The 21,087-nt window shown below is 51.7% G+C and carries 18 protein-coding genes; 8 read left to right on the top strand and 10 right to left on the bottom strand.

Going from position 1 to position 21,087, the window contains the following annotated elements; all coding sequences use genetic code 11:
* A complete protein-coding gene (pqqD, locus tag HC248_RS05835; RefSeq protein WP_420371998.1) occupies nucleotides 1-309 on the top strand; it encodes a pyrroloquinoline quinone biosynthesis peptide chaperone PqqD in 309 nt (102 codons plus the stop codon).
* Nucleotides 266-1,444, top strand: a complete 1,179-nt coding sequence (pqqE, locus tag HC248_RS05840; protein ID WP_168921685.1) for a pyrroloquinoline quinone biosynthesis protein PqqE — start codon at nucleotides 266-268, stop codon at nucleotides 1,442-1,444. Before pqqD ends, pqqE begins: the two co-directional genes overlap by 44 nt.
* Nucleotides 1,445-1,557: 113 nt before the next feature.
* On the opposite strand, the gene HC248_RS05845 is transcribed toward pqqE, so the two are convergent.
* The 3 genes from HC248_RS05845 to HC248_RS05855 are packed head-to-tail and all read right to left on the bottom strand — an operon-like array spanning nucleotide 1,558 to nucleotide 4,699.
* Nucleotides 1,558-2,403 carry an ABC transporter permease gene (locus HC248_RS05845; protein WP_168923695.1) on the bottom strand — a complete coding sequence of 282 codons (846 nt, stop codon included), beginning with the start codon at nucleotides 2,401-2,403 and terminating at the stop codon, nucleotides 1,558-1,560.
* Nucleotides 2,400-3,668: an ABC transporter substrate-binding protein gene (locus HC248_RS05850; RefSeq protein WP_238342734.1), complete on the bottom strand. Its 1,269-nt coding sequence runs from the start codon at nucleotides 3,666-3,668 to the stop codon at nucleotides 2,400-2,402. Before HC248_RS05850 ends, HC248_RS05845 begins: the two co-directional genes overlap by 4 nt.
* Nucleotides 3,668-4,699 carry a PQQ-dependent catabolism-associated beta-propeller protein gene (locus HC248_RS05855; RefSeq protein ID WP_168921686.1) on the bottom strand — a complete coding sequence of 344 codons (1,032 nt, stop codon included), beginning with the start codon at nucleotides 4,697-4,699 and terminating at the stop codon, nucleotides 3,668-3,670. Before HC248_RS05855 ends, HC248_RS05850 begins: the two co-directional genes overlap by 1 nt.
* 233 nt (nucleotides 4,700-4,932) lie before the next feature.
* On the opposite strand from HC248_RS05855, the gene HC248_RS05860 reads away from it, so the two are divergent.
* The 3 genes from HC248_RS05860 (at nucleotide 4,933) to HC248_RS05870 (ending at nucleotide 8,527) form a co-directional block, all read left to right on the top strand.
* The gene (locus tag HC248_RS05860) at nucleotides 4,933-5,685 is read left to right on the top strand and encodes an ATP-binding cassette domain-containing protein (RefSeq protein ID WP_168921687.1); all 753 of its coding nucleotides are present in this window, start codon (nucleotides 4,933-4,935) and stop codon (nucleotides 5,683-5,685) included.
* Between the two features lie 33 nt (nucleotides 5,686-5,718).
* Nucleotides 5,719-7,986 (top strand): TonB-dependent receptor, encoded by a 2,268-nt coding sequence (locus HC248_RS05865; protein WP_168921688.1) that lies wholly within the window; start codon nucleotides 5,719-5,721, stop codon nucleotides 7,984-7,986.
* 94 nt (nucleotides 7,987-8,080) lie between these two features.
* The gene (locus HC248_RS05870) at nucleotides 8,081-8,527 is read left to right on the top strand and encodes an RcnB family protein (protein WP_168921689.1); all 447 of its coding nucleotides are present in this window, start codon (nucleotides 8,081-8,083) and stop codon (nucleotides 8,525-8,527) included.
* Between the two features lie 167 nt (nucleotides 8,528-8,694).
* On the opposite strand, the gene HC248_RS05875 is transcribed toward HC248_RS05870, so the two are convergent.
* Together HC248_RS05875 and HC248_RS05880 are read right to left on the bottom strand one after the other, a co-directional pair.
* Entirely contained in the window at nucleotides 8,695-9,291 is a 597-nt protein-coding gene (locus HC248_RS05875) for a c-type cytochrome (RefSeq protein WP_168921690.1), read from the bottom strand.
* A gap of 86 nt (nucleotides 9,292-9,377) precedes the next feature.
* Entirely contained in the window at nucleotides 9,378-11,108 is a 1,731-nt protein-coding gene (locus tag HC248_RS05880) for a pyrroloquinoline quinone-dependent dehydrogenase (protein WP_168921691.1), read from the bottom strand.
* A gap of 171 nt (nucleotides 11,109-11,279) precedes the next feature.
* On the opposite strand from HC248_RS05880, the gene HC248_RS05885 reads away from it, so the two are divergent.
* Entirely contained in the window at nucleotides 11,280-11,936 is a 657-nt protein-coding gene (locus HC248_RS05885; RefSeq protein WP_168921692.1) for an ankyrin repeat domain-containing protein, read from the top strand.
* A gap of 253 nt (nucleotides 11,937-12,189) precedes the next feature.
* On the opposite strand, the gene HC248_RS05890 is transcribed toward HC248_RS05885, so the two are convergent.
* Complete coding sequence (locus HC248_RS05890) at nucleotides 12,190-14,031, bottom strand: glutamine--tRNA ligase/YqeY domain fusion protein (RefSeq protein ID WP_168921693.1); 1,842 nt, start codon at nucleotides 14,029-14,031, stop codon at nucleotides 12,190-12,192.
* Between the two features lie 158 nt (nucleotides 14,032-14,189).
* Here HC248_RS05890 and HC248_RS05895 point away from each other — a divergent pair, with 158 nt between their 5' ends.
* Both HC248_RS05895 and HC248_RS05900 read left to right on the top strand, forming a co-directional pair.
* Nucleotides 14,190-14,567 (top strand): DUF3300 domain-containing protein, encoded by a 378-nt coding sequence (locus HC248_RS05895; protein ID WP_168921694.1) that lies wholly within the window; start codon nucleotides 14,190-14,192, stop codon nucleotides 14,565-14,567.
* A 113-nt stretch (nucleotides 14,568-14,680) separates the two neighbouring features.
* Nucleotides 14,681-15,514, top strand: coding sequence for an undecaprenyl-diphosphate phosphatase (locus tag HC248_RS05900; RefSeq protein WP_168921695.1), 834 nt, complete (start codon nucleotides 14,681-14,683; stop codon nucleotides 15,512-15,514).
* A gap of 83 nt (nucleotides 15,515-15,597) precedes the next feature.
* On the opposite strand, the gene HC248_RS05905 is transcribed toward HC248_RS05900, so the two are convergent.
* The 4 genes from HC248_RS05905 to HC248_RS05920 all read right to left on the bottom strand — a co-directional run bounded on the left by HC248_RS05905 (nucleotide 15,598) and on the right by HC248_RS05920 (nucleotide 21,086).
* Nucleotides 15,598-16,449 carry an alpha/beta fold hydrolase gene (locus HC248_RS05905; RefSeq protein WP_238342736.1) on the bottom strand — a complete coding sequence of 284 codons (852 nt, stop codon included), beginning with the start codon at nucleotides 16,447-16,449 and terminating at the stop codon, nucleotides 15,598-15,600.
* Nucleotides 16,446-17,273 carry a proteasome-type protease gene (locus HC248_RS05910; protein ID WP_168921696.1) on the bottom strand — a complete coding sequence of 276 codons (828 nt, stop codon included), beginning with the start codon at nucleotides 17,271-17,273 and terminating at the stop codon, nucleotides 16,446-16,448. The genes HC248_RS05905 and HC248_RS05910 overlap by 4 nt, the downstream gene beginning before the upstream one ends.
* Before the next feature lie 45 nt (nucleotides 17,274-17,318).
* Nucleotides 17,319-19,931: a DNA mismatch repair protein MutS gene (gene mutS, locus HC248_RS05915; protein ID WP_168923698.1), complete on the bottom strand. Its 2,613-nt coding sequence runs from the start codon at nucleotides 19,929-19,931 to the stop codon at nucleotides 17,319-17,321.
* Between the two features lie 474 nt (nucleotides 19,932-20,405).
* Nucleotides 20,406-21,086 (bottom strand): cupin domain-containing protein, encoded by a 681-nt coding sequence (locus HC248_RS05920; protein WP_168921697.1) that lies wholly within the window; start codon nucleotides 21,084-21,086, stop codon nucleotides 20,406-20,408.
* Nucleotide 21,087: the final 1 nt, after the last annotated feature.

The raw sequence follows: 21,087 nt of genomic DNA on the forward strand, positions 1-21,087 counted from the left end.
ATGACTAGCACTACAACACCCAGCAGCACGGCACCAAGCAATCCGGATATGAGCTTGCCTGCGTTTCCGCGTTTATCGAAGATTTACCGTATGCAGTACGAAGAAGTGCAAAGCGCTTGGGTGCTGCTCTATCCCGAAGGCATGGTCAAGCTCAATCAAAGCGCTGCCGAGATTTTGCGCCGCTGTAATGGCGAGCGTACAGTCGCCGACATAGTCGCTGATCTTGAACTGGCTTTCAACACCACTGCTTTAGCGCCGCAAGTCAATGACATGCTGCAGGAAGGAATGCGTCGTGGCTGGATTACTTGATATTTCAAACCCGGAACCAGCCAGCCCAGCCGTGATTGCACCACCGCTGTGGTTGCTCGTCGAGCTTACCTACCGCTGCCCGCTGCATTGCGTGTTTTGCTACAACCCGACTCAACATGCGCGTTTGCAAGAAGAAATGACAACCGCTCAATGGGTGGATGTGATGCGCCAAGCACGCGCATTGGGTGCCGCGCAGTTGGGATTTTCGGGCGGTGAGCCTTTGCTGCGAGAAGACTTAGAAGAGCTGGTGCAAGAAGCTAGGCACCTAGGGTTTTATACCAACTTAATCACCTCTGGCGTGGGTTTTACAGAGGCCAGAGCGCGGCGTTTAAAAGATGCTGGACTGGACCATATACAGCTGTCGTTTCAGGACTCTACTCGCGAGTTGAATGATTTTTTAAGTTCGACTAAAACCTTTGATCTCAAGCAGCGTGTGGCCCGCTTGATTAAGCAACATGACTGGCCAATGGTGCTCAACTGCGTGCTGCATCGGCACAACCTGCCGCATGTCGACAAAATCATAGAGATGGCGTTGGCGCTAGATGCTGAGTTTTTAGAACTCGCCAATACCCAGTACTACGGCTGGGCTTGGGTAAACCGTGACCAACTGATGCCAACCCACGAGCAGCTCATAGAGGCCGAGGCGGTGGTTAATCGTTACCGAGAACAAATTAATAATCGCTGCCGAATTTTGTTCGTCGTGCCGGATTATTTTGAAGAACGCCCAAAAGCTTGTATGAATGGTTGGGGTTCAGTGTTTTTAGCGATTGCGCCCGACGGCGTAGCGTTGCCTTGCCACAATGCTCGCAACTTGCCGGGTTTGCAATTACCCCGCGTGCAGGATCAGTCGCTGGCTGAAATCTGGACGCGCAGCAACGCATTTAACGCCTACCGCGGCGAAGATTGGATGCAAGCGCCATGCCGGGATTGTGATGAGCGCAAAAAAGACTTTGGTGGCTGCCGCTGCCAAGCGTTTCAAATCACTGGCGATGCGACCAATGCCGACCCAGTGTGCAGCAAATCGCCGCACCATGAAAAAGTCATACAGCTGGTCAAGCAAGCACCGGTTATGCGCGAGCAGCCGATTATTTTTCGCACGGATGCGGCTTCGCGTTTGCTCCATCCCGAGCTTTGATTGTTGTAGCCGCTATTCGTTATTCGCATAGCGGTTAGCGGCCGATGATTGCAAGCTAAAAATTAGCAATAAAAAAACGGCAACGGGTGTTCAAACCAGTTGCCGTTTTTTTTTCAAGCCGCGCCGCGCTTTTTAATCCAGCCGCGCTGCGGGTCATAGCCCCACCAAGCGAGTGCAAAAAATCCCATACTACCCAGTACCACCACGCTCCAAGACAACAAGTTGAACTGGCCGTACATGGCGAAACGAATCGCTTCAACCACATGTGTGAAGGGATTGAATTGGGCAATTTTTAACAGCCACCAAGCGCCTGATTCCTCAAGCTTCCAAAGTGGAAACAATGCTGGACTGATGAAGAACATCGGAAAAATCACGAAGTTCATAGTGCCGGCGAAATTTTCTAATTGCTTGATGTAGACCGACAGCATCAAACCCATCGCGGCGAGTAGCGTTGCGCCGCTCACCATGGCTAAAAACATCACCGGCAGATTCTGCCAAATCAAATCTACACCAAAGACCAGTGCGATCAGCAAAAACACCAGCATCTGCAGAACTGACAAACAAGTGCCCGCAAGCAGTTTAAAAGCCAGCAGCCAGCCACGCGGCAGGGGCGCGGTTAGTAACAGGCGCATAACGCCCATCTCGCGGTCGTAGACCATGGATAGCGAGCTCTGCATGCCGTTAAACAGCGCCACCATGGCCAGCAGTCCCGGCACCATATAGACCTGATAGGTCACATAGGTCTCATAAGGCGGAACAATTGATACGCCAAAGACATTGTGAAAACCAGCTGAGAAAACCACAAACCACAGCAAAGGCCGCACCAGCGCTGAGGCTAAACGGGATGGTTGGCGTAGAAATTTATTCAGCTCTCGGCCGACGACCGCACGCAAAGCTCTGGCCAAGTGCGGCAGGCGTGCTGCGCTGTAGTTGTCGTTGTCGTTGTCGTTTGTAGTCATGATCTTTGTTTGCATGCCGATTCTTTCTCGTCCATACCCAGCGTGTCTAATACTTCGGTCGGATGCAGCACGCCTTCAATCGGTGCTAGGCCTACTACGCCGTCACCGTGGGCGAGAAAGACTGGCTGACGCAACTGGCCATCCCAAGCGCGAAAACTCAGGCGACGACCTTTGGTGCCGTCCAATGCCACTTTGCCGCCGCGCAAGCTTTTGAGCTGCTGCGCAATGCTCGCTTTCGGGTCTTCCACCAGCACGGCGGTTACCGCTTTCACCGCTACCCAAGCCGCCCAGTCGTGGCCTTGCATGGGCCGCATGGCGAGTTTTTCAAAACGCTTAGACAGCTGTGGGCCGCCGTAGCGTTCCCACTGCGGATGCCAAGCCAGCGCCATCAAGCCGCTGCTGCCCACTACCGGTCTGGGCCACTGTGTGGCGTAAGGCAAAGTGCGTGCAAATTCGCCTACGCTGTCGACGACGGCTACGATTTCGTGTTCGCGGTCTCCGGTCAACAAGCGGGTGTTGGCCATGTCACGCTCGCGCGGATCGGTGCTGAGTTTGAACGCTTTGGTTTGAAGCAGGTTCAGGCCATAGCGCTTTGCTGAGCGCTGCAATGCTTGGCCTTGCAAGCTGTCTTGCGGCAGTGGGCCTTGCAGCACCAGCAGCTTGCGCCAATTGCGCGCCGCCAAATATTGGGCCAGTGCATCGCTGCGCATTTGGCTACTCGGTAAGGTGTGCAATAAGTCGGCAGCGCACTGCGCACCGCGCAGGCTGTCGTCTTCTAAGCTGATATTAAAAATCATGGCGCCGTCCAATGCGGCGGGCGCGCTGGCGGCCAGTTGCAACAGCGGCTCTATCGGCAGATCAGCCAGCAGGTGATGAATGCCGGCGGCTTTTAGTTGGACAAGCGCTGCTGGCATGGCCTGAGCATTGGGCAGCAGGATGTCGAGTATTTTTAACTGCGTGCCTTGCATTTGCAATTCCATGGCCGTGTCTTCAATGGCCATGCGCGCTGCGGTGATGGGCCTGCCCTGTGGGTGGCCGGGGTAGGCGTTTTCTAACTCGTGACGCTCGTAGCGCGGGTCTTGACTCAAGCCTATGACCGCTATAGTCACGCTTTTAAGTGGTGCTGCGTGCGCTGTTTGCAGTGTCAAAGCAGACACTGCGGTGATGGCAGTAAAAGCCGTCAAAACGCTGAGCGCCACGCTTTTTAGCCTGAGGCCTGAATCGGCTATGGCGCCTGCCATACGCTGCGCGATTTTGCGCGCCATCAAGGTTGCACCAACACGCTGTGCGGCACGCGGCCGACGGCTACGGTGCGAATCGCTTTGGAGGTAACGGTGTCGACAATCGTCATATCGTCAGACAATCCATTGAGCACATAGAGTATTTTTCCGTCCGGGTGAACCGCCAAGCCCCAAGCCCGTTTGCCGACCAAAATAGTGTTGCGCACTTTGTGTGTGGCACTGTCGACTTCCGCCACATGATTGGCCCGACCCAGACTGATCCAAACGGTTTTGCCGTCAGGGCTGAGCGCCATGCCAACTGGTGTGATGTCGCTCGCACGCATGCCTTTGATACTGAAGTCCAGCGTGTCTTTGAGTTTGTTGTCTGCGGTACTAAGTACACTTACGTTTGAACTCAGCTCGTTACTCACCCATAGCTCTTTGCTGTCAGCGCTGAGCATAAAGCGGCGCGGCCTTTTGCCCACACGGATGTTGCTGGTGATGCTGCGCTTAGTCAGGTCAATCCAGTGAACTGCGTTGGCAGCTTCTGAGGTCACATAGGCACTCTTGCCGTCTGGCATGACCAAAATACCTTCTGGCTCGCCACCGGTTTTAACCTCGAATAACTTGGCTTTGGTTTTTAGGTCGTAAGCGCTCATGGCGCTGTCGTCTTCAGTCGTGAGGTAGGCGGTTTTGCCGTCTGGACTGAAGTCGAAAATCTCAGGACTATCGCCAACTGCAATAGTGCCGGTCATTTTCGCGCTAGCCACATCAACAATGCCGATTTGGTTGCTCTCGCCGCAAGCTACGTAAATTAAGTGGTGGTCTTGGCTAAAGCGCATGTGACGCGGTCGTTTGCAAACTTCGATCGCTGCTAAGCGTTGGCCTTGCGTGTCAAAAACTTGAATGCGGTTGTCTTTTTCCACCGACACATAAACCCGGTTGGCAACCGGCGCTGCATGCGCTGCGCTAAGGCTTGCTGAGAGGGCTGCGGTTAGCAACAGGCCCAGCCAGGACACAGAAAACGGTGGACGAGGTGAAGATGTCTTTAACTCGGCTTGAGGCAAATAATTCATGAATGTTTCCATCTTCTTTTGTTGAAACTGAGGAGTAAAACTTAATCCAGCAACGGTTAAAACAGTCGCTTGCAGGATGCAAAGATTCGGTGGATTTATGCGGGCAATAATGGCTTACAGATAGCGCCAATATTTTCTGCTGGCCTAGCGTTACTGCCTCGCCATCAAGCTACATTATGTCTTTTGATTGCGGCTTGTAATCACTCGATCAATGCTTGTTTAAACTGGGCGCTATGTCTTTACCCAACACCTCTAATTCGCTTAGTCAGCAGCCCTTACTCAAGGTCATTGCGTTGCATAAATCTTATGCTGGTAAACCAGCACTTGCCGGTGTGAGTTTGCAACTTTTCTCCGGCGAGATGCTGGCACTGCTAGGTCAAAATGGATCGGGGAAATCAACTCTGATGCAGCTTTTGACTGGCCTGTTTAGTCCCGACAGCGGCAGTATTGAAGTGCTGGGTCACAACATACTGAGCCACGCCAGCCAAGCGCTTTCTGGGCTGGGTGTGGTGTTCCAGCAAACTGCACTCGATCTCGATTTGTCCGTGCAAGCGAATTTGCTTTTTCACACCGACTTGCACGGACTGCCGCGCAAGTTAGCCAAGCAGCGTATCGCGCAAGGTCTTGGTCTTTTTGATTTGGCTGAGCAAGCTGGCGCTGTGGTGCGCTCTTTGTCGGGCGGCACGCGGCGCAAGATAGAACTGGTGCGCGCAGTGTTGCACCGTCCACGTGTTTTGCTGATGGATGAAGCCACCGTAGGCCTTGACCCCGGCTCACGTCAGCAAATGCTAAAAGCCGTCAAAACATTGGCAAAGGACAGCCAAGTGGCAGTGCTTTGGGCGACTCACTTGATGGAGGAAATCGAGCTGGCTGATAGGGTGCTTTTTCTCAAAGCCGGGCAGGTGTTGTTTGATGGCGGTGTTGATGATTTCAAAACGCAAGAACTCGGCCGTGATTACATCAATAATCCCAGCGCCAAAGCATAAGCATTTCATTTTTTAATTGACGCTAGACCTTTCATGAACCCTTCAAAATCGTTGCTTCAGATTGCATTGGCGCTTGCCTTCAGCGGAGGCTGGCAGGGTCTAGTCCATGCCCAAGTTCAAGATGTGATTAAACCGCTTAGTCTTTCGGCGGTGGACGTCATTGGTACGGTTCTGCTGCCCGGCATAGGCACGCCGCTGCGCGATGTGCCGGCCAATGTTCAAGTGCTATCGGCCCAAGATATGGCGCTGCAAAGGCAGACTAATCTGGTTGAATTTATCGAACAAAATCCTGGCAGCATCAGCGTCAATTCAGCCCAAGGCAATCCCTTTCAGCCAGACATCAGCTTTCGCGGTTTTACTGCGTCACCACTTTTAGGTTTGCCGCAAGGCTTATCAGTCTTTCAAGATGGCGTTCGGATTAACGAGGCTTTTGGTGACAGCGTTAATTGGGATTTACTGCCGCAGTCGGCTATTTCTAGCTTGCAATTAATTCCGGGATCGAACCCTGTGTTTGGCCTGAACACCTTAGGCGGTGCGCTGGCAATACACACTAAAAGCGGCCGCGAAAATCCGGGCGGTTCGCTTGAATTGTCTACTGGCTCGTTTGGCCGAAAAATTTTTACGCTTGAACAAGGCGGCACCAGTGGACCGCTAGACTATTTTTTTACTGCCAACCGATTTGATGACAATGGCTGGGCTGAGCACAATCCGAGTCGGGTACGGCAGGTTTTTGGCAAGGTTGGCTATAAAACTAGCGTCACCGATATTGACCTTAGTCTGACTGCTGCAGACAACACTTTGCAGGGCACGCAAACCTTGCCGCTGTCGTTTGCTAATGATGTGCGTAAAGCCTATACCTATCCAGACAGCAGCCACAACCAACTTGGATTTTTAAACTTAAAAGGCAGCCACTACTACAGCGATAACGTTTTGGTTGGCGGCAACCTTTATTACAGAAAATATAAAAATCAAGGAATCAGCAGCAACATCAACAACAACTTTGGTCAGATCGATGTCGGAACTGGTCTTGCTGACAGCACACAGGCCAACAACGCCCGCGCAGCGATTGATCAGACCGGGTATGGCGTGGGTTTGCAAATGACGCTGCTAGATAATTTCGCTGGTAAAGCGAACCAGTTTGTGCTGGGTGCAAGTAGTGATTTTGGTCGGGCTCGTTTTAGCCAAGATAGTCAAAGTGCGCAATTTACAAGCGACCGCGGCACGCAGGCCACGAGTGACTATGTAGAAGCCACGAACGCCACAACGCACAACCGTTATGACGGTTTATTTTTTGCCGATACCTGGTCGGTCAGCGAGCAATGGACACTCACCGGATCGGGTCGTTACAACCGCGCTTTTGTCCAGATTGCTGATCAAACGGGTAACGCCCCCAAGCTCAATAGTGAGCACCGGTTTTCTCGGTTTAATCCCGCCTTAGGCGTGAACTTCAATCCCACGCCTAGGCTGACAACCTATGCCAATTACAGCGAAGGCATGCGCGCACCTACGCCAATCGAGTTGACCTGTGCAGACCCAGATGCGCCGTGCAAGCTACCGAATAACTTTCTGGCTGATCCACCTTTGAAGATGGTAGTTTCACGCACCATTGAGGCGGGTGCGCGCGGCAAAATCGGGGCGGCTTCGCAGTGGAGCGCGGCGATTTACAACACGGACTTACAAGACGATATTGCCTTCATCAATAGCAGTGGCACTGCAACCAATGCAGGCTATTTTCAAAACGTCGGTAAGTCGCGTCGCCAAGGTCTGGAGTTATCGGCTGCTAGCCGTTTTGGCGCCTTGGCGCTGTCGGCAAATTACAGCTTTATCAATGCGACTTATGAGTCAGATTTTACTGAACTTAGCCCAAATAATTCAACTGCTAATGCCAACGGTGCGGTACAGGTAAATGCGGGTAACCGAATCCCCGGCATACCTAAACAAACGCTTAAATTTCGGTTGGATTACGCGGCCACTAACCATTGGTCAGTAGGCGGAAATGTGGTTTTAAACAGCGCAATTTTTGCCCGTGGCGACGAGAACAATCTCGATGCGCGAGGCAAGATTGCTGGCTATGCAGTGGTCAATCTCGATAGCCGTTACAAGGTGAGTCCAAAGTTAGAGTTTTTTGGCCGAATTAACAACGCTTTGGGCAAGCAATATTCGAATTTTGGCGTGTTGGGGCAAAATTATTTCACCGGCGCAAACCGCAGTTTTGATGGCAATAACCCCAGTGTCGAGCAGTTCCGCGCTTATGCGGCACCACGCGGTCTATGGGTCGGCGTGCGCACCAGTTGGCTCTAGGGCAGGGCGCTTGCATCACGACAGGATATTTCCTTACGTCAGCCTTCAACGCACGAGAGAACAATGAAATTTCTTTATAGCAAAGGAGTAGATGATGAAAAAAATGACTTTGATTTCGACCCTGTCCGTGTTGGCTCTGACGTTTAGCAGCGTTGCCTTTGCCAAACCTGACGGTAATAAAGGTAATGGCAATGGGCGCGATGGTGGTGGTTACGAGCAACGCGACCAACGCGGACATGGCGATGATGGCTATAAAAAGCAAAAACGCGAAAAATACGACAAGCACGATCGCAAGTACGACGACGACCGGTACGAGGCAAGAGAGCATCACGACCGTGGACGCGGCGCCGGTCCCGAGCATGGTTTTTACAAAGGCGATCGTCTGCCATACCTATACCGTAGCAATATCTATGTTGTTAACGATTGGCGGGGTCACCGCTTGAGTCCTCCGCCACGTGGCTACCATTGGGTTCAGACTGGCGGTGACTATGTGCTAGCCGCTGTGGCTACCGGAATCATCTTGCAGATTTTGCTGAACTGATCGATCAAAACTCGATTAAAAAACTGCTTGAAGCAAAAACAAAAAATCCGCACTTGTGCGGATTTTTTTTGCAATGGGCATAGTCATAAAAAATTTATGATGCCAAGAACGGAGTGTCTTAGATTGTTGCTAAGTCTTACCGATTTGTGGGGAAATTTCGGGGGAAATTAACGCAAGCTTGTGATGTAATGACCGAGATTGATGATATCTTCATCACTCAAAGTTTGTGAAACGCTAGTCATATTGCCAGCATCATTGTGTCTGGTACGAGTTTTGAATGCGTGTAATTGCGCAACTATATAGTCGTAATTTTGTCCCGCAACTTTCGGGATTTCATTTTGGCCAGCGAAACCGCCGAGGTGGCACATTGCGCACAGCGTTTCTTCGGATTTGGCCTTGCCTAATTGAATCCTGCCCGGGTCAGCTTTAAACGTTGATGGTTTCGCTGGTTGGGCTTCAAAGTAAGTACCGATATTAATCATGTCTTCGCGGCTTAATGGGGCTGCCATTGCGCTCATGATGGGATTGGTGCGGCGTCCACTCTGGTAGTCCTTGAGTTGAACGTAAATGTAGCGCCAGCTCTGACCCGCCAGATTTGGAATCTCAGCGCTGACCGAGTTGCCAGTTGCACCATGGCAGGCAGCACAAGCTTGAGCCTTAACACGGCCGGCATCTATGTCCTGCGCGGATGCGCTCATTTGCAATCCCAGCAATGCGCCAAAGACCAGAGCTGGCACTGAAAATAGTTTGGATGTGAAATTCATAATGATAAGTATACAAACGATTACCGCCCAGTGCTGGGCGGTAATCTGGGTTGTGATTGTCTATTTAGGCAATCAGCTAGGTGAAATTACTTCTTCGGCAAAGCAAAAACTACCATGGAGTTACCACGCTTGAAGTCAAGCTGGGTATTACCGCCGCAGCCCATGGCCACGTACTGACGGTCTTTTACAGAGTAAGAAACTGGCATTGCGTTGGCACCAGCGCCGCAGTTGTATTCCCACAAAAGTTTGCCAGTTTTGGCGTGCAGTGCGCGGATCAGGCCATTGCCCTCGCCGTAGAACACCAAGTCACCGGCGGTGGCCAATGCGCCACCAATCAATGGCTGCTGGGTGTCAAACTTCCAAGCCATTTTGCCGGTGTTGACATCCACTGCAGCCAGACGGCCCCACTGCTCTTCGCCTTCTACAACCTTAAACGCACCGCCTAGCCAAAGCTTACCATTTGGATATTTAGCCGCTTCAACGTGGTAAGTCATAGGCTGATGCAAATTCATTGCATAGGCCAGGTTAAGTTTTGGGTTGTAGGCCATTGGCGACCATTCCACACCACCATTGGCGCCTGGCAACATGCGTGCGCCGGTTGCTGTTGGCAGAGCCCACATGTTTTCTTGCGGAATCATGGCTTCGGAGAAACGGATCAGCTCGCCATTGTCGCGGCGGTGAACATAGATGTGACCCGTCTTGCCGCCGTGCATAACAGCTGGAACCATCTTGCCATTTTTGTCTTTTGCATCCAACAAAATCGGTGGGCTAACAGCATCCAGATCCCAGACATCGTGGGCGATGTACTGTGAGTGCCATTTGTATTTGCCAGTATCCAAGTCCACTGCGACCAGTGAGTCGGTATACAGGTTATCGCCCGGACGCTCGGCGCCGAAAAGATCGGGTGATGGGTTGCCAACGACAAAGAAGATGGTGCGTGTTTTCAGATCAACCGCAGGGTTCATCCAAACGCCGCCGCCCAGAGTCTGGAAGAAGTCGCTGTTACGGGCAAATTGCGCTTTTTCTGCAGCAATATCGCGGTGCATGTCGCGACCGGTTGCATCTTTTTCTGCCCATACGCCTTCATGGCCTTTTTCAGGAATGGTGTAGAAGTTCCAGACTTCCTTGCCGGTGTTCGCATCAAAGGCTTTGACAAAGCCGCGAATGCCGTACTCGCCGCCGTTGGTGCCTATCAGGACTTTGCCATCGACAACCGTTGGTGACATGGTTTCGCTGTAGCCTTTTTCAGGGTCAGCGATTTCGGTGTTCCACAGCACCTTGCCGGTCTTGGCGTCTAGTGCAATCATGCGGGCATCCAAGGTGCCCATGAACAGCTTGCCGCCTTCGATGGCGACGCCGCGATTGTTTGGCCCGCAGCAAAAAGTGGTAAAGATTCCCATCTTATGTTTGTAGTGCCAGTATTCCTTACCTGTTACCGCGTCAACTGCGTAGACATGGTTGTAGGCAGTCGTGAAATACATGATGCCGTCAACCACAATCGGCGCGGTCTCCATAGACTCTTTGACTTCGGTTTGGAACGTGAACTCAGGACGCAGATTCTTGACGTTGGCCGCATTGATTTGAGCACCTGGATAAAAACGCGTTTGTGCGTAATCGCCATTGGTGTGCAACCAGTCAGCGCCTTGTTTACCGGCCGCAGTGAGCTGGGCTTGCGAAACGTTAGGTGCTTTTAAAATAGTTGCAGGGCCAATATTCATTGCCTTTTGGCCCTGAATTTCTTCTGCGCTTGCGGCTCCGGTTACTGCAAATACAGCAAGTACGATGCTTAGCTTTCGAATTGATTTCAAATTTTTCATAATTAAATCCAGGCTGGCTTTGTTAGGTTGTTTTTCATGTATTTCCCCCTCGCGAGAAACTACTGCGACTATAACTACTAATTTGTTTTTAGAATCACTCAAGTTAACTGTTTACACCTAGATAAATCACAGTTGAAGTGTGTTAAATTTTTAAGTAAGGAAAAATATTGAATGAAAAAAATTAATTGTTTGAAGTACTGTTTACTTAGCCTTGTAATCATCGCTAACTCAGCCGCTTTTGCGCAAAAAGGCATGGATCAGATCAACGTCAATGGTCAGTTCGTGATGGCGGCACGCGCCGGTCAGGTCGACAGAGCAGGTGCCTTACTCGCCGAAGGTGCGAAAGTTAATTCGCGCGATCGCAATGGCGACACTCCGCTTAATATGGCCGCGAATAAAGGAAACCTTGCGCTGGTTGAAATCTTGTTGAAAGCTAATGCGGATGTGAACCTTGGCAACATCGCTGGTGTCACGCCACTGATGAGTTCAGCCTATAGCGTCAAACCTGAGATCATGCGTTTATTGCTGGCTGCCGGCGCTAAGCCAAATACATTTGACCGGGTTAAGAAAAATGCGGCGACTTACGCAGCAGGAACCGGTTGCACAGATTGCTTAGTCCAACTGTTGGGCGCCGGTATTGATGTGAATGCAAAAATGGAAAATAACTTAACACTCTTGATGTGGGCTGCTGCCTATGGCCACGAAAGTGCGGTTTCTTTGCTGCTGGCTAAAGGCGCTGACCGCAGTCCGCAAGACGGTCGCGGTAAAACTGCTGCTGATATGGCACGCGAAGAAAATCACCTCGCGGTTGTTCAGTTGTTGCAATAAGCGCCAGTAAGTGTCAACAAGTAACAATTTAATATGAGAATTATTGGTTAAATTTATTACTATATTTTTTATACGATTTTTGACATTGTTTTGGCGAAAAAAAAACCGGATTTAAATCCGGTTTTTTTATGTCTAATTTTTTAATATAAATGGGATAACGGTTTTCATATCAACGCAATTTATTTTGACTTTACTCACGATTTGTAAGTTTTTTTTGCGAATGATTACATACCTATCGTTATCCTTTCAAAGCTTATTTAACCCAGCTGTCTTTCATGCTGGTGATGCGGTTGAAAACAATTTTTTCATCGCCATGGTCATGCAAGTCAGTAACAAAATAGCCATGACGTTCGAATTGAAAACGCTGTCCTGCGGCTATGCCGGCGAGTGAGGGCTCAACATAGCCTTCGACTACCCGCAGGCTGTCCGGATTGAGGTTGTCAAGAAAATTGTCTGTACCGGCTTCCGGGTGCTCTTGTACAAATAGGCGTTCATATAGCCGCACTTGTGCGGCTAGTGCGCTGCTCACATTGACCCAAGTGATCACGCCCTTGACCTTGGCGCTGTCCGCACCGGGTGTGCCGCTTTTTGTATCGGCGACCAAGTTGGCATGCACGGCAATAATTTCGCCTTCGGCATTTTTCTCGCAGCCGGTGCACTCGATGACATGCGCGTATTTCAGGCGCACTTTGTTGCCGGGAAAGAGTCTGAAAAATCCCTTGGCCGGTGTTTCTTCAAAGTCGCTGCGCTCAATCCAAACTTCTTTGCCAATATCGAAGTGGCGTTTTCCTTGCTCTGGATTGTGTGGGTGAACCGGTGCACTACAGTCGTCCAACACTCCGTGGCCCATCACCTCATCCCAGTTATCCAGCACCAGTTTGAGGGGCTCTAACACGGCCATGGCGCGCGGCACTATAGGGTCTAGGGTGTCACGCAATGAGCCTTCTAAGGTACTGTAGTCAATCCAACTATCGCCTTTGGCCACGCCGATGCGCTCTGCAAACAAATGCAATGCGTCGGGGGTGTAGCCGCGCCGGCGCAGGCCGACTATTGTGGGCATGCGTGGGTCATCCCAGCCGCTGACACGCTTTTCATTGACCAGTTGTGCCAGCTTGCGTTTACTGGTCAGCACATAAGTCAGGTTAAGACGCGCAAACTCATACTGGCGTGGATGCGGTGAAGCTATCAAGCCGCCTGTGGCTAGGCAGTCCAACAACCAGTCGTAGAAGGGGCGCTGGTCTTCAAACTCCAACGTACAAATGCTGTGGGTGATTTGTTCCAGTGCGTCTTCTATCGGATGGGCAAAGGTATACATCGGATAGATGCACCATTTGTCGCCGGTATTGTGATGCGTTGCGCGGCGAATGCGGTAAATAGCTGGGTCGCGCAGGTTGATGTTGGGGGACGCCATGTCTATCTTGGCGCGTAGTACAGCGGCACCGTCAGCGAGTGCGCCGGCGCGCATTTCTTCAAAGCGGGCGAGGTTTTCTTCTGGCGTTCGGTTGCGGTAAGGGCTGTCAATACCGGGCCGGCTGAAGTCGCCGCGGTTTTGTCGCATCTCTTCGGCGGATTGCTCGTCGACATAGGCTTGGCCGCTGCTGATGAGATATTGCGCGGCTCGGTACATAAAGTCGAAGTAGTCGCTGGCTTGATAGGCTTGGCTGTTTCCCGCTTGTGCCCAGTCAAAGCCTAGCCAATGCACGGCGTCAATGATGCTGTCGACATACTCGGTGTCTTCTTTTTCTGGATTGGTGTCGTCAAAACGCAGGTGGCATACACCGCCGTAGTCGCGTGCTAAGCCGAAGTTAAGGCAAATACTTTTGGCGTGACCTATGTGCAGATAACCGTTTGGCTCCGGCGGAAAGCGAAGGCGTATCTTGGCGCTGTCTAGCTCGCCCGCAGCATGGTGAGCTGCGTCGCCCGGACTGCCGCCCCAACGGCGCTTGGCGTAGAGGTCTTCGGCTAAATCTTTTTCTATGATTTGTCGCAAAAAGTTGCTGGATTTGCTGCTGTCTTTGTCGTTACTAAGCTTGCTTGGGTTGCTCAGACTACTGGTGCTAGAGGCGCTAGATTTTGGGGATGCGGGAAATGTCATGGGGTGATTTTAGGCTGAGGTGGGCTTACGTTTGGCAACGCGCTTAACCGGGCGAGCGGTAGTGCTTACATATGGCTGAGGTTTAATAAATTACTGGTTGTTTTATCCCAGCGCCCTTAATTTATCACCGTAGTAATTAGCTACCTAAGGAGACCTTTATGACTCGTTTAATCAAATCGATACGCTGCCGCTTGGTGGCCGGTGTGAGCGCTGCGCTGACATTAGCCGCCACGGCTTTTGCGGGCGAGGTGCAGGCGCGTGAGAATGTCTCGATTTCTCTTGGCATAGCCGTTCCCGGTGTGTCCTTAGGAATTAACAATGGTTTTAACCAGCCCTACTATGGTCCGCGCGCAGTTTATGCTCAGCCTGCACCGATTTATGTGCAGCCTCAGCCGATTTACTATGCACCTCAGCCGTATTACCGCGGTCAGTCTTACTTTTACCCCGGCAAGCGCCACCCGAATAAATTTCGTGGTCATGGACGTGGCCACGGTCGGCATCACGGTGAGCATCGTGGTTTTGAAGACCGTCGTTAACTGCGCCACCCACTCGTTTTAACAGCCCGCTAATTGCGGGTTTATTTTTGCGCTCTGCCCAGAGTTTGCCGGATGGTGACCGCGGTCATAATCTTTAAATTTTAGGGAGTGGCATGGACACCGTACTTTTATTAAAAGCCGCCGTTATGGGCGTGGTTGAGGGCTTGAGCGAGTTCCTTCCGGTGTCTTCTACCGGCCATCTGATACTGGCGGGATCTTTGCTCGGTTTTGACGACGCAAAGGCCAAAGTGTTTGATATTGCGATTCAGACCGGTGCCATTTTTGCGGTCATCATGGTTTATTGGCAAAAAATTCGCAGCACCTTGATTGCCTTACCGAATCAAAAACAGGCCCAACAGTTCGCTCTCAATGTGCTGATAGCTTTTTTACCGGCTGTGGTTTTAGGTTTGCTGTTTGGCAAGGCGATAAAGGCCAATCTTTTCAATGCCAACGTGGTGGCCAGCACCTTTATTATTGGTGGATTTATTATTTTGTGGGCTGAAAGACGTCAGCAAAATAATCCAGCTGTTGCTCGCATCCAATCGGTTGAAGAAATGTCTCCCATGGATGCGCTCAAAGTCGGCTTGGCACAATGTCTGGCCATGATTCCTGGTACTAGCCGCAGCGGCGCGACGATTATCGGCGGCATGTTTTTGGGCTTGTCGCGCAAGGCAGCTACTGACTTTTCTTTTTACTTAGCCATTCCTACACTGATTGGCGCAGGTGTCTACAGCCTTTATAAAGAGCGTGCGCTTTTGTCTATGGCCGATCTACCCATGTTTTTAGTTGGGCTGGTGTTCTCTTTTTTGAGTGCTTGGCTGTGTGTGCGCTGGTTGCTGCGCTATATTTCTACGCATAGTTTTGTGCCCTTCGCCTGGTACCGAATTGTGTTCGGGATTGTGGTGTTAGGCACTTCACTGAGTGGTTTGGTGGTCTGGGCAGATTAGTCAGATCAAGCGCTATAGACTTTATTTTGCCGACTTGAGTCGGCAATTTTTTTAGACGCAGATGACAGGTCTGTTCATCATCATTAGCTCAGCATGTTGAGCAGGGACGCTTCCATCGCAGCGGCTGTGATGAAGGGTTTTTCCATCGGAAAAAGATGGCTGCCATCGAGCATCATGATGCGGCCGCGCGTGACTTTTTCAGTCAGTCCCATACCGACTTGTTTCATCTCTTTAGAGTCGCGTCCCCCAATAAATGAAACCGGGCACTTGATGGGATTGCGCTTTAGCTGCTGCTCTAAATTGTCTGGCAGGGTGTTGTAGATGGCGGTTTCTACATCGCGGTCAAAACTCAAATGGCGCTCTTTGCCGGCCTCGTGTGTGCCGTGTTCAATATAGTCTTTGAGCACCGCTTCGTCCCAGCGCGCAAAAGGTTTTTTGCTGCGAAAGTGGGCCAGCACTTCGTCTTGACTAAGCCACTGATTTTTACGCCGACGGCTGACTACGCCGGGTGACACCGAGCCGACTAGCCTGGCGCGTTTGGCCATGCCCAGTGCAGTGGCGCGCCAGCCGCCTATCAGCGGCGAATCTAGCAACAATACGCCGCGAACCGGAAACCCGCCAATCTCAGGCTGACTAGAGGCGCACATCAGGCTTAAAAATCCGCCCAATGAATGGCCGACTAAAAAAGCGGGCTGCGCACTTTCTGTCACTTGTTGCGCGGCAAAGTCACCGAGTTGGCGCACCAAGTGCGGCCAATTGCTGGTGACCGGATAGGCCGCGTCGTGACCGAATTTTTCAATGGCTTTGACGCTAAAGCCGCGCGCTTCTAGTTGCTCAAACAACACCCGATAAGTACTTGCGGGAAAACTATTACCGTGCGAGAAAATTAGCAGCGGTCGAGCTGCTTTCGGCGCTTTATCTAGCAGAGTTTTCAAATCAGTTTTTCATCCGGTGTACGGATCTTTCTAAGCGTAGCGTGGCGTGTGGCTGGCATTTTCAGAGGGATGTCGGTGTGGGCATCGTCCCAGACTGGGTCTTCAATGCTGTCGAATACTTCGCGCAGCTTTTGTCCCCAGTTGTTATGCATCATGGTGTAGTAGGGGTTGTTGCTGTCTATGCAGACGAGCTTGTCGCTTTGCAGCGCATTCACGTCGTAGACCACTAAGTCCAGCGGCATGCCGACGGAAAGATTGGATTTCATCGTTGAATCCATGGAGACCAATGCGCATTTTGCAGCTTCAGCTAACGGTGTTTCTGGCGTGATCACGCGGTCTAGTACCGGCTTGCCGTATTTGGATTCACCGATCTGAAAGTAAGGCGTGTCACTCGTGGCTTCGATGAAGTTACCGGCTGAATAAACTTGGAATAAACGCATGCCTTCGCCTTTGACTTGTCCGCCAAAGACCAGTGAGACATTGAAGTCGACATCCGCGTTTTTCAGTGCCGCAGCGTCTCTGTCATGCACACGGCGTATGGCTGAGCCGAGAACCCGTGCCGCATCGAACATACTGGTGGCGTTCCAGATGGTGATGGCCTCGCCGCCTTCGTGGTTCTTGATTTGCTCTATCTGCAAGATCTCGCGTATCGACTGAGAGATAGATAAATTACCCGCCGAGAGCAACACCATGAATCGGTCACCGGGCTTTTCGTAGACGATCATTTTGCGAAAAGTGCTGATGTTGTCTAGGCCGGCGTTGGTCCGCGAGTCGGATAAGAACACTAATCCGGCATTGAGTTTGATGGCGACGCAATAGGTCATAAGAGCTAAGAAAACTTTAAAAAAGAAAGAAGAAGTCAGGCCGCTTTACGCGGCTATTGACAGACGCTTGAGCCGGTAAAGCGCCTCTAGCGCCTCGCGAGGGCTAAGCGCGTCCGGGTCTATAGTAACCAAAGCTCGCTCTACCGCGCTTTGCTCGGTTATGACGGCTTCTGGCGGCGGCGCGAACAGGTCAACTTGAGCCTGACCTTGCGTTTGCTGTGCTTCTAATGCGCTCAAGGCGTGGCGCGCATGGCTGAGTACGGCCTGCGGCACGCCGGCTAGTTTGGCCACCGCAATACCGTAGCTTTTGCTGGCCGGGCCGGGCTCAATGTGATGCAAAAACACAATGTCTGCGCCTGACTCTATCGCGCTGACATGCCGATTCACCGCGCCGTGGTGTTGCACCGGGAACTCAGTCAGCTCGAAGTAATGGGTGGCAAACAGCGTAAAAGCTTGGGTCTTGTTGTGCAGATAAGCGGCGATGCCGCCGGCCAGCGCCAGACCGTCAAAGGTCGAGGTACCGCGGCCTATCTCATCCATCAGCACCAGCGAATGTGGACTAGCGCTGTGCAGAATTTGCGCCGCCTCTGTCATCTCCAGCATAAAGGTCGACTGGGCATTAGCCACATCGTCAGCCGCACCAATGCGGGTGTGAATAGCGTCAATCGGTCCGAGCCGGCAACTTGCAGCCGGCACATAAGAGCCCATGCTGGCAAGCAATACGATGAGGGCAATCTGCCGCATATAAGTCGATTTGCCGCCCATGTTTGGGCCGGTGATAATTTGCATACGACTTTTGCTGCTCATGTCGCAGTCGTTGGCGATAAACGCGCCACCACCAGTCTCCGCCAGCCGGGCTTCGACAACAGGATGGCGGCCTGCGCTGATGTCTATGCAGGGCTCTTTGGCAAAACTAGGCGCTGACCAAGCCAAGGTCAGGGATCGCTCAGCCAATGCGCACAGCGCGTCTAAGCTGGCAATCGCACGTGCTAGGCGGCTGAGCGTGGGCACGAACTCTTGCAGCTGATCTAACAACTGTTCGTATAAAAACTTCTCTCTTGCCAATGCGCGCTCTTGTGCCGACAAGGCCTTGTCTTCAAAGGCTTTGAGTTCTGGCGTGATGTAGCGCTCAGCATTTTTTAAGGTCTGGCGGCGCCGGTAATCATCTGGCACTTTGGCGGTTTGGCCTTGGGTGACTTCAATGTAAAAACCGTGGACTTTGTTAAATTGAACCCGCAAATTGGTAATGCCGGTACGTTCGCGTTCTCGGCCTTCGAGATCGAGTAAAAAAGCATCGCAATTAGTTTGTATGCCGCGCAATTCGTCAAGGTCTTCATCGCAGCTGTGGTTGATCACGCCGCCGTCACGAATTAATGCGGCCGGCTCGTCGAGAACAAAGCGCGCCAGCAAATCTTCACATGCTTTGGGCGGTTGCAAATGCGTAAAAATTTCGGCTAGCAGGGCTGGGCAAGCGCCGTGATCAGGCACTAGTTGTTCAGCTTTTTGCAGCGTGTAGCGCAGCGCGACTAATTCCCGCGGCCGCACTTGGCGTAGCGCGATGCGGGCGGTAATGCGTTCCACATCGCTGCTGCCTTTGAGCTGGGCGCGCAAGTTTTGCTGCGTGCCTTCGCGCAGATAGGCAATCGTCTCCAGCCGCTCGCTGGCTTGGCTTCTATCCCGGCGCGGGCTGAGTAACCAGCTCTTAAGCGCGCGGCTGCCCATGCCGGTGATACAGCTGTCAATCAGCGAGAACAAGGTCGGCGAGTCTTCGCCGCGAAGGGTCTGAGTGAGTTCAAGATTACGCCGGGTGTTGAGCGGCAGTTCTATCAGCTCACCCGAACGCCAGACCTGCAAGCCGCGCACGTGGGGCAGGTTACGGCCTTGAGTGTGTTCGGCGTAACCGAGTAAAGCAGAAGCCGCAGCGTGGGCGTCGCCCAAGTCTTGGGCATTCCATGACGCCAACGAGGCGACTTCTAATTGCTCAAGTAAACAGCGCTGGCCAAGTGCTGCCTCAAACTGCCAAGCGGGGCGGGCGGTGACGGTGCAACGTTGGGCTTTAAGGCGCTGCTCAAAACTGCTGCTGACGTCGACGTTATAAATTAGCTCACTTGGCGCGATGCGCAGCAGCCAGCTGCTCAGTTCATCATTAGCGCATTGGGCCAAATGGATTTCACCTTGAGTCACACTAAGCCAGGCCAGGCCGCAGGTATTACGCGCACCTTGATGAACCGCCAGCAACATAGATTCAGTTTTGTCACTCAGCAGCGCAGTGTCAGTCAAAGTGCCAGGCGTGACCACCCGCAAAACCTTTCGCTCAACCGGACCTTTACTAGTAGCCACATCGCCAATTTGCTCGCAAATAGCCACTGATTCACCGAGCTTTATCAGCTTGGCCAGATAGCCTTCCAGCGAGTGAAAAGGCACACCCGCCATAGCAATCGGCTCACCACCCGAGTTGCCGCGTTTGGTTAGCGTGATGTCCAAGAGACGCGCAGCTTTTTCTGCGTCACCAAAAAAGACTTCATAAAAGTCACCCATGCGGTAGAAAACTAGGGTGTCGGGATAGTCGGCCTTGATGGAAAAGTATTGCTGCATCATGGGGGTGTGGCCTGCAAAGGCTTTGTCAGCGCTGGGTGAAATTGGAGAGTCCTTAGCCATAAATTGATTACGTGATGGGTTGAAAATGCAGGCGCTATGCCATTGTCTTCTAAACGATGGGCTAGCTATCGGCAAGGGCGTTGATTTTCCAAGCCACCTCGCACGGAAGTGGGAGAGTAACCATAAGTGGCCGTTTTTCGCTTGATCTGCGATAAGCGATAAGCGATAAGCGATAAGCGATAAGCGATAAGCGATGTTGACACTTTGTGTTGAGCGCTTGGCTAACAAAGTGTCTGATATTTTTAACTTAATTTGGTTGCGCGATGGTTGGATTAAACCTATGAATAAGGCTGCGTTATTTGTACGCTGCATCCCAACGATAATTAATTTTGCTTTGACCTGGTGTTAGACCGCATGGTGAAGAAGTCAACATTTAATAAAACGTTACATTTCTTAAAATTTTTTTATCTGTCTACTCAGGAATTACAAAAAAAGCTGCTTAAAAAATCTGATTAGCTAATTTTCAGTTTGGTGTTAAGTTATTTTTGGTGCGTCGACAAAGCGCAAATGACGCTGCTTTACCCAGACCTTAGCGCCTTGATTTCCGGCTGTTGCTGCAAGTTGACCACCGCGCGGTATGCGCATCCAGGACATAGTTTCTAAATAGTCACCTGAATCGGTAAAGTTGCCTGCTAGCACTAGCAATTCAGCACCGTCGGTGTAAGTGAGATTGATCTTAGCGCCCGCTTCCCAATGCTCTAGTTGAACAGTTTCACGTTCATCTTCAAATAGCGGTGCGACTGAGGCACCCGGACGTTTTTGTACGTCTACTTTTATTATTTTGTTCATGTCTAATGTGACATGCTGGCGGTCTTGGTGTGCAAATTGCCAGAGCTTGACGAAAATTGTGCAACCCTGTGAAGAGCCAGGTGTGTGTCGGCTAGTCGGCGGGTTGCGAACGTAAGAGCCGCTCGGGTAGTCGCCTTGACCGTCTTGGAAAACACCATCGAGCACTATGAATTCCTCTCCGCCACCATGCGTGTGCGCAGTAAATTGACTGCCTGGTGCATAGCGAACAATTGAGGTAGCACGAGCGACTTCGTTGCCGATGCGATCTAGCATACGGCGTTGAACGCCGGCTACCGGAGAATCCACCCACGGCATAGTCGCAGCATGCATGACGACGCGTAAACTGAAATCGGCATTGATGTCCATG

Origin of the sequence: Polaromonas vacuolata (genome assembly GCF_012584515.1) — a bacterium.
Classification (GTDB): Bacteria; Pseudomonadota; Gammaproteobacteria; order Burkholderiales; family Burkholderiaceae_C; genus Polaromonas; species Polaromonas vacuolata.

Coding starts and splice junctions, on each gene's coding strand:
- HC248_RS05880 (WP_168921691.1), bottom strand. CDS start 11,108: ATGAAAAATTTGAAATCAATTCGAAAGCTAAGCATCGTACTTGCTGTA.
- HC248_RS05890 (WP_168921693.1), bottom strand. CDS start 14,031: ATGACATTTCCCGCATCCCCAAAATCTAGCGCCTCTAGCACCAGTAGT.
- HC248_RS05845 (WP_168923695.1), bottom strand. CDS start 2,403: ATGACTACAAACGACAACGACAACGACAACTACAGCGCAGCACGCCTG.
- HC248_RS05885 (WP_168921692.1), top strand. CDS start 11,280: ATGAAAAAAATTAATTGTTTGAAGTACTGTTTACTTAGCCTTGTAATC.
- HC248_RS05875 (WP_168921690.1), bottom strand. CDS start 9,291: ATGAATTTCACATCCAAACTATTTTCAGTGCCAGCTCTGGTCTTTGGC.
- mutS (WP_168923698.1), bottom strand. CDS start 19,931: ATGGCTAAGGACTCTCCAATTTCACCCAGCGCTGACAAAGCCTTTGCA.
- HC248_RS05860 (WP_168921687.1), top strand. CDS start 4,933: ATGTCTTTACCCAACACCTCTAATTCGCTTAGTCAGCAGCCCTTACTC.
- HC248_RS05920 (WP_168921697.1), bottom strand. CDS start 21,086: ATGGACATCAATGCCGATTTCAGTTTACGCGTCGTCATGCATGCTGCG.
- HC248_RS05870 (WP_168921689.1), top strand. CDS start 8,081: ATGAAAAAAATGACTTTGATTTCGACCCTGTCCGTGTTGGCTCTGACG.
- HC248_RS05895 (WP_168921694.1), top strand. CDS start 14,190: ATGACTCGTTTAATCAAATCGATACGCTGCCGCTTGGTGGCCGGTGTG.
- HC248_RS05850 (WP_238342734.1), bottom strand. CDS start 3,668: ATGGCGCGCAAAATCGCGCAGCGTATGGCAGGCGCCATAGCCGATTCA.
- HC248_RS05865 (WP_168921688.1), top strand. CDS start 5,719: ATGAACCCTTCAAAATCGTTGCTTCAGATTGCATTGGCGCTTGCCTTC.
- pqqD (WP_420371998.1), top strand. CDS start 1: ATGACTAGCACTACAACACCCAGCAGCACGGCACCAAGCAATCCGGAT.
- HC248_RS05910 (WP_168921696.1), bottom strand. CDS start 17,273: ATGACCTATTGCGTCGCCATCAAACTCAATGCCGGATTAGTGTTCTTA.
- HC248_RS05855 (WP_168921686.1), bottom strand. CDS start 4,699: ATGAATTATTTGCCTCAAGCCGAGTTAAAGACATCTTCACCTCGTCCA.
- HC248_RS05900 (WP_168921695.1), top strand. CDS start 14,681: ATGGACACCGTACTTTTATTAAAAGCCGCCGTTATGGGCGTGGTTGAG.
- pqqE (WP_168921685.1), top strand. CDS start 266: ATGACATGCTGCAGGAAGGAATGCGTCGTGGCTGGATTACTTGATATT.